The 4,618-nt window shown below is 65.2% G+C and carries 6 protein-coding genes and 1 pseudogene; all 7 read right to left on the bottom strand.

All coding sequences use genetic code 11. From position 1 onward, the window contains the following. Positions 1-174 precede the first annotated feature (174 nt). A pseudogene (locus tag ACYF6T_RS44265) lies at positions 175-1,374 on the bottom strand (IS3 family transposase). 323 nt (positions 1,375-1,697) lie between these two features. Next, on the bottom strand, positions 1,698-2,105 hold the full coding sequence (locus ACYF6T_RS44260; protein WP_461703659.1) for a hypothetical protein: 408 nt from the start codon (positions 2,103-2,105) through the stop codon (positions 1,698-1,700). Positions 2,106-2,368: 263 nt separating this feature from the next. After that, complete coding sequence (locus ACYF6T_RS44255; protein WP_461703658.1) at positions 2,369-2,743, bottom strand: PIN domain-containing protein; 375 nt, start codon at positions 2,741-2,743, stop codon at positions 2,369-2,371. Then, a complete protein-coding gene (locus ACYF6T_RS44250; protein WP_461703657.1) occupies positions 2,740-2,994 on the bottom strand; it encodes a hypothetical protein in 255 nt (84 codons plus the stop codon). The genes ACYF6T_RS44255 and ACYF6T_RS44250 overlap by 4 nt, the downstream gene beginning before the upstream one ends. 41 nt (positions 2,995-3,035) lie before the next feature. Beyond that, positions 3,036-3,608, bottom strand: coding sequence for a DDE-type integrase/transposase/recombinase (locus ACYF6T_RS44245; RefSeq protein ID WP_461703656.1), 573 nt, complete (start codon positions 3,606-3,608; stop codon positions 3,036-3,038). A gap of 182 nt (positions 3,609-3,790) precedes the next feature. After that, the gene (locus tag ACYF6T_RS44240; protein WP_461703655.1) at positions 3,791-4,252 is read right to left on the bottom strand and encodes an SUKH-4 family immunity protein; all 462 of its coding nucleotides are present in this window, start codon (positions 4,250-4,252) and stop codon (positions 3,791-3,793) included. A 79-nt stretch (positions 4,253-4,331) separates the two neighbouring features. Further along, on the bottom strand, positions 4,332-4,618 hold a 287-nt coding region (locus tag ACYF6T_RS44235), incomplete at its 5' end, for a nucleic acid/nucleotide deaminase domain-containing protein (RefSeq protein ID WP_461703654.1).

Raw genomic sequence — 4,618 nt, 5'->3', positions numbered from 1 at the left:
TGCCATACCTCCGAAGGGGCGGGGAATCCGCTGGTCAGCCAGGGTTGGGCAGGTGGGTGAGCCGGTCGAGAGCAGCAGTGATGTGGCCGGTCCAGGGCCAGTGCCGGGCCAGGCGGAGGAGCCGTCGACGGCCGGTAGTGAGCTGCCGAATTTGGTAGAGTCCGCTGATCTTGTTTAGGCGGACTGCCGGGTGGCTTCCTGTTGTCGCCACCAGTCGCGTTCGTACTCGGCTGGCGGCACGTAGTCGAGGGCGGAGTGGAGACGCTCTTCGTTCTACCACGTCACCCATTGGAAGATCGCCCGCTCGACCTGGTCGACGTCCCGCCACGGTCCCTGCATCTCGATCAGTTCGGCTTTGAAGGTGCCGTTGAGCGCCTCGGCCATGGCGTTGACAGTCATACGAGTCCGCGACGGACCCTACCGACGTGGAGGCACCGATCTCGGCGAGCCGGTCGGTGTAGCGGATGGATACGTATGGGGCGAGTCCGCGGTCGCTGTGGTGGATCAGCCCAGAGTCCTTCTTGATCCTCCGTCTCCACAGGGCCATCTCCAGTGCGTCGAGCGGGAGTTCGGTCCGCATATGGTTCGCGACCTGCCAGCCGACGATCATCCGGGAGAAGACGTCCAGGACGAACGCCACATACGCCCAGCCGGACCAGGTGCGGACATAGGTCATGTCGGCCACCCAGAGCTGGTCGGGCCGGCTCGCGGTGAAGTCGTGGTCGACCAGGTCCGGCGGCCTGGGTGCCGACGGCTCCGGCACGGTGGTGCGGCGCCGCTGGCCGCGGATGACGCCCTCCAGGCCCAGCTCGGCCATGAGCCGCTCGACGGTGCAGCGGGCCACTTGCACACCCGTGCGCCGCAGTGCACGGGTAATCCGACGGACGCCATAGGTGCCGCCGGAGGCGGCATGGACCTGTTCGATCAGCGGCATGAGCTGCTCGTCACGCAGCAGTCGGGCCGACTTCGGCCGCGTCTTGCGCGCGTAGTACGCCGACTCCGACAGCCCCAGCACCCGGCAGGCGAACCCGACCCCGAGACCCTTGTCCCTGAGGTGCTCGATCACCTGGTCGGCCTCGTCCGGGGACGGTCGAGTTCGGCCGCAAAAAACGCGCTCGCGGCCTTCAGGATCTCGTTCGCCCGCCTCAACTCCGCTACTTCTTTGCGCAGTTGCTTCAGCTCCTCGTGCTCGGCGGTGGTCAGCCGGTCGTCGCGTTCACCGGCGTCGGCCTCGGCCTGGCGGACCCAGCCGCGCAGGGCCTCCTTGTGGATGCCCAGGTCCTTCGCGACATGCGCGATCGGACGGCCCGTCGTGCGGACCTCGCGGACGGCCCCCTCACGGAGCTCGTCCGGGTATTTACGTGGTGCTGGCACTGCTCGTGGTTCTCCTTCGGGCCAGGATCACAAGCCTGGCTTCAGGGACTCCACGAATCCAGGGTCAGCTCAGTCGCGCTGGAACCCCGGTACCAAGCCGCTGGGCCGCCTTCCGGAGAGGGATTGCCCCCAGCCGGCTCCTCCAGAGCAGCGGTGCTCAGTTCGTCCGGAGCCATTCGTTCCAGGACGCCCTGCTGCTCTGTCGTGGTCAGCCGCCGATCGCTTGCGCTGATCTCCACGAAACGCCGGAGCGGGAACTCAGGGGGCCCGATGTCGACGATCAACGAGGCCGCGCGGCAGCTCATCGGTGGGCTCATCATCGGTCACCTCCCGCTTCCAGTACGCGTCCACGTGGCCGGAGGCGCCAGCGGGGCCCGCAATTCGACATCGCCGCCTGTGGCCGGCCGAGCCGCCTCGCCGCCGAGGGCCCGGGCCGCGAGCTCGGTCAGTCGGGCCGACCACGGCGCGGACGCCGCCTGCTCGGGACGTTCCAAGGTCCGCTCGCGCAGCTGTTCCAGCCGCACCGTGAGCAGGTACTCGGCAGTGCACTGCCAGGCGGCGTCGGCGGCCTTCGTTGCGGCGGCGACTGCGTCCGCGCTGTTCGGGTCCGCGCGGAACCACCTGCGGTTCTGCTCGGTCTTGTACGTCCGGCGGGCTTCTTCCTCGGCCTCCGGAGTGCTGCCCAGCCGCCCGAGGGCGCTACCCCGGACTCCGGCAGCGCCCGTTTCCACGGCCGAGAGCGTTGAACACGAGCACGCACGCCTCCGCGCCGGGGTCCGCCTCCAGCACACCCGGCCGGCTCCGTCAACTCAAGGAATTGCCGGTGAGTGGCCTCGATGTCGGCTTCCAGCATCGCGCGGACGTACGCAGCCGCCGCGGCGACGTCGTCGTCTAGGTCGGCCGCCCAGGTCGCCAGCCTCCAGGATCGCCGCCTCGGTCCTGCGGCGCAGACCACACGCCTCGGCCGACGCCGTGGATCTGCCATGCCGAAGGGTCAAGTCGGGTTCAACGGAGTGATGCCGGTACCCGCGTACAGCTCGGGTTCCAGCGACAAGACCGTGAGCGGTTCTCCGGCCTTCACCGCCTGCCAGGCGATCGCTGCCGCGTGCGCCACCGGCCAGTCGACGTTTCTCCAGTCCATCGCATCCACCGCGTGCGCCGCGGTGAACGGCACGCTTTCCGCGAACCGCAGGGACGCCGCGTGCGTGCCGGCACCGGCGACCTGCCGTTCGGCGGCCAGCACGGACAACGCCGGAATGATGAACCGGCCCGTGCCACGCGAGGCCTCGATGTACAGGCCGGTGAAGAAGGGATCCGCACGGTACAGGGCGGCCACAGCGGTGTGATCCAGGACAGCCGTCAGGTTCATGCCGCGGCGCCGCCCTGATGGGCGCGGATCTTCGCCCAGGCGTCCTGACCGGCCTGCTGGACCTCCTCGGTGTACTCGATGCCGAGCTCGCGGGCGGCCTCAACAGCACGCTGCTCCCGCTCGGCCGCCGTGAGCTCGCGGGTGGCCAGCTCTTCCAGCAGCTCGGTGATGGTGGTGCCGCGCTCCTCCGCGAGGATGCGCAGCCGGTCGCGCACTTCCTCGCTCGTCTTGATGCTCGTCGGCTTGCTCACAGCGCCGATTCTACCGCCGGTAGACATGACCGCGCGCCCGGTCAGCCGAGCCGTTCCTGAATACGGCGGGAGTTATAGAAGCCGTCGATGTATTCGAAGAGCGCGAGGTTGGCCTCGGCCCTCGTGGTGAAGGTGCGGCCGCGGATGCATTCGGTTTTGATGAACATCCAGAGGTTCTCCGCGAGGGCGTTGTCGTACGAGTCCCCGACGGACCCCATGGACGCCTCAACTCCCGCTCGCAACAGCCGGGTTGTGAGCTTGATGGATGTGTACTGACAGCCGTGGTCGGCGTGATGGATGAGCTTGCCGGGCTCGACTTCACGGGACGCGAGCGCGTACTCCAGCGTGGTCAGGACCAGGTCGGCGTCCGCGCGGGCAGAGGTCTCCCACGCGACCACCCGGCGGGAGAAGGCGTCCCGGATCGCCGAGAGCCACAACGGTCCCTCGCCGGTGGAGATCATCGGGGTGGGCAGATCCCCACGGCCGCGTTCGAAGGTCCTGATGGCCGCCTCACTCAGCCAGGTGCCGCGCGCGAGTTCACGCTCCGAGATGCCTTCGGCCTCACGGAACTCGATGAGGGCTCTCGCCAGCCGTGTCGAATCCTCTCCACTCATGACCGCAGTATGTCGCCGAGCCCGGGTCGGGGGAGCCCTGATCTGCACGCCAATCCCATAGCAGAGACAGATACAAGGCAAAAACCCGCATACCACCCTCTGAGAGGAAGGTTGTTGCAGCTGTACGCCCATCTCGACCAGTAGCCAAGGGTAAAGGGGTGCAGGAACGTTGCAACAATCGGTCAGTCGGAGAAGTCACCAATCGCCACGCTCCACCTCACCTCATACCAGAAGCTATTCTCTTCATAAGCTTCCGGATCGATCCGGCGCACCTCCTCTTCAACCTCCCGCGCCACCCTATTATCCCTCTCATCCGACTCGTCGTCGTCTTCGATTTTAGGAAACGGAAATTTCGAGTAAAATACACATAGACAGCGATTGAAGGTATCTATGGATGTATTTACCACACTCAAGTCGGACTCGCCGTTAACCCTCTCCAGCACCACCCCCGACGAAAGGTCCAGCAGTAGTACACCAAATGCGCCAGTGAGACCAAATTCGATCAAATCTCGCCCTGCAATCGCAACTTTTTTGAAAGTGCCAACCGGGCGATAAACGCCGAAAACTGGTTCCGCTGGAACTCGCACACCTATCCGTCCGGGGGTCAGTTCGTGCGGAATCTCGACCATTTCAAGCGCTGCCACTGTTCAACCTCTCCGACTAATCGATACTGCAAGGTGGGCCCAGTTCACACCGACCCACCAGAAGACTCACGGATTTTTTTCACGGGGACGCGAAGAGCTGACTAATGAGTTTCTTGAGTTCCGCGTTGCTGGCATCCCTATCCACCCCGTTCCAACGAACACTGTAGGTCACGTTCATCTCTTCAACTAGTTTTTCACATTTATTCGCACACGGCTCGCGCTCCGAGTACAGGTCCTTGATCTTCCGACCCCCAGCCTGTTGGAGCAGATCTTCTTCTGCATACATGTAAGCGGAAGACCGCCCAATGATGATCGCACCGTCGTCCAGTCGCGCTGCTGCACAGTTCCCCTTCTTGTTCTTGTCAA

It is taken from the genome of Streptomyces sp. 7R007, assembly GCF_054850255.1.
Note: the sequence above shows the minus strand (reverse complement) of the source record. Positions and strands in the feature narration are given on the sequence as shown.

Excerpts from the sequence above, each read along its gene's own strand:
- ACYF6T_RS44255 (WP_461703658.1), bottom strand. The coding sequence starts at position 2,743 with ATGAACCTGACGGCTGTCCTGGATCACACCGCTGTGGCCGCCCTGTAC.
- ACYF6T_RS44245 (WP_461703656.1), bottom strand. The coding sequence starts at position 3,608 with ATGAGTGGAGAGGATTCGACACGGCTGGCGAGAGCCCTCATCGAGTTC.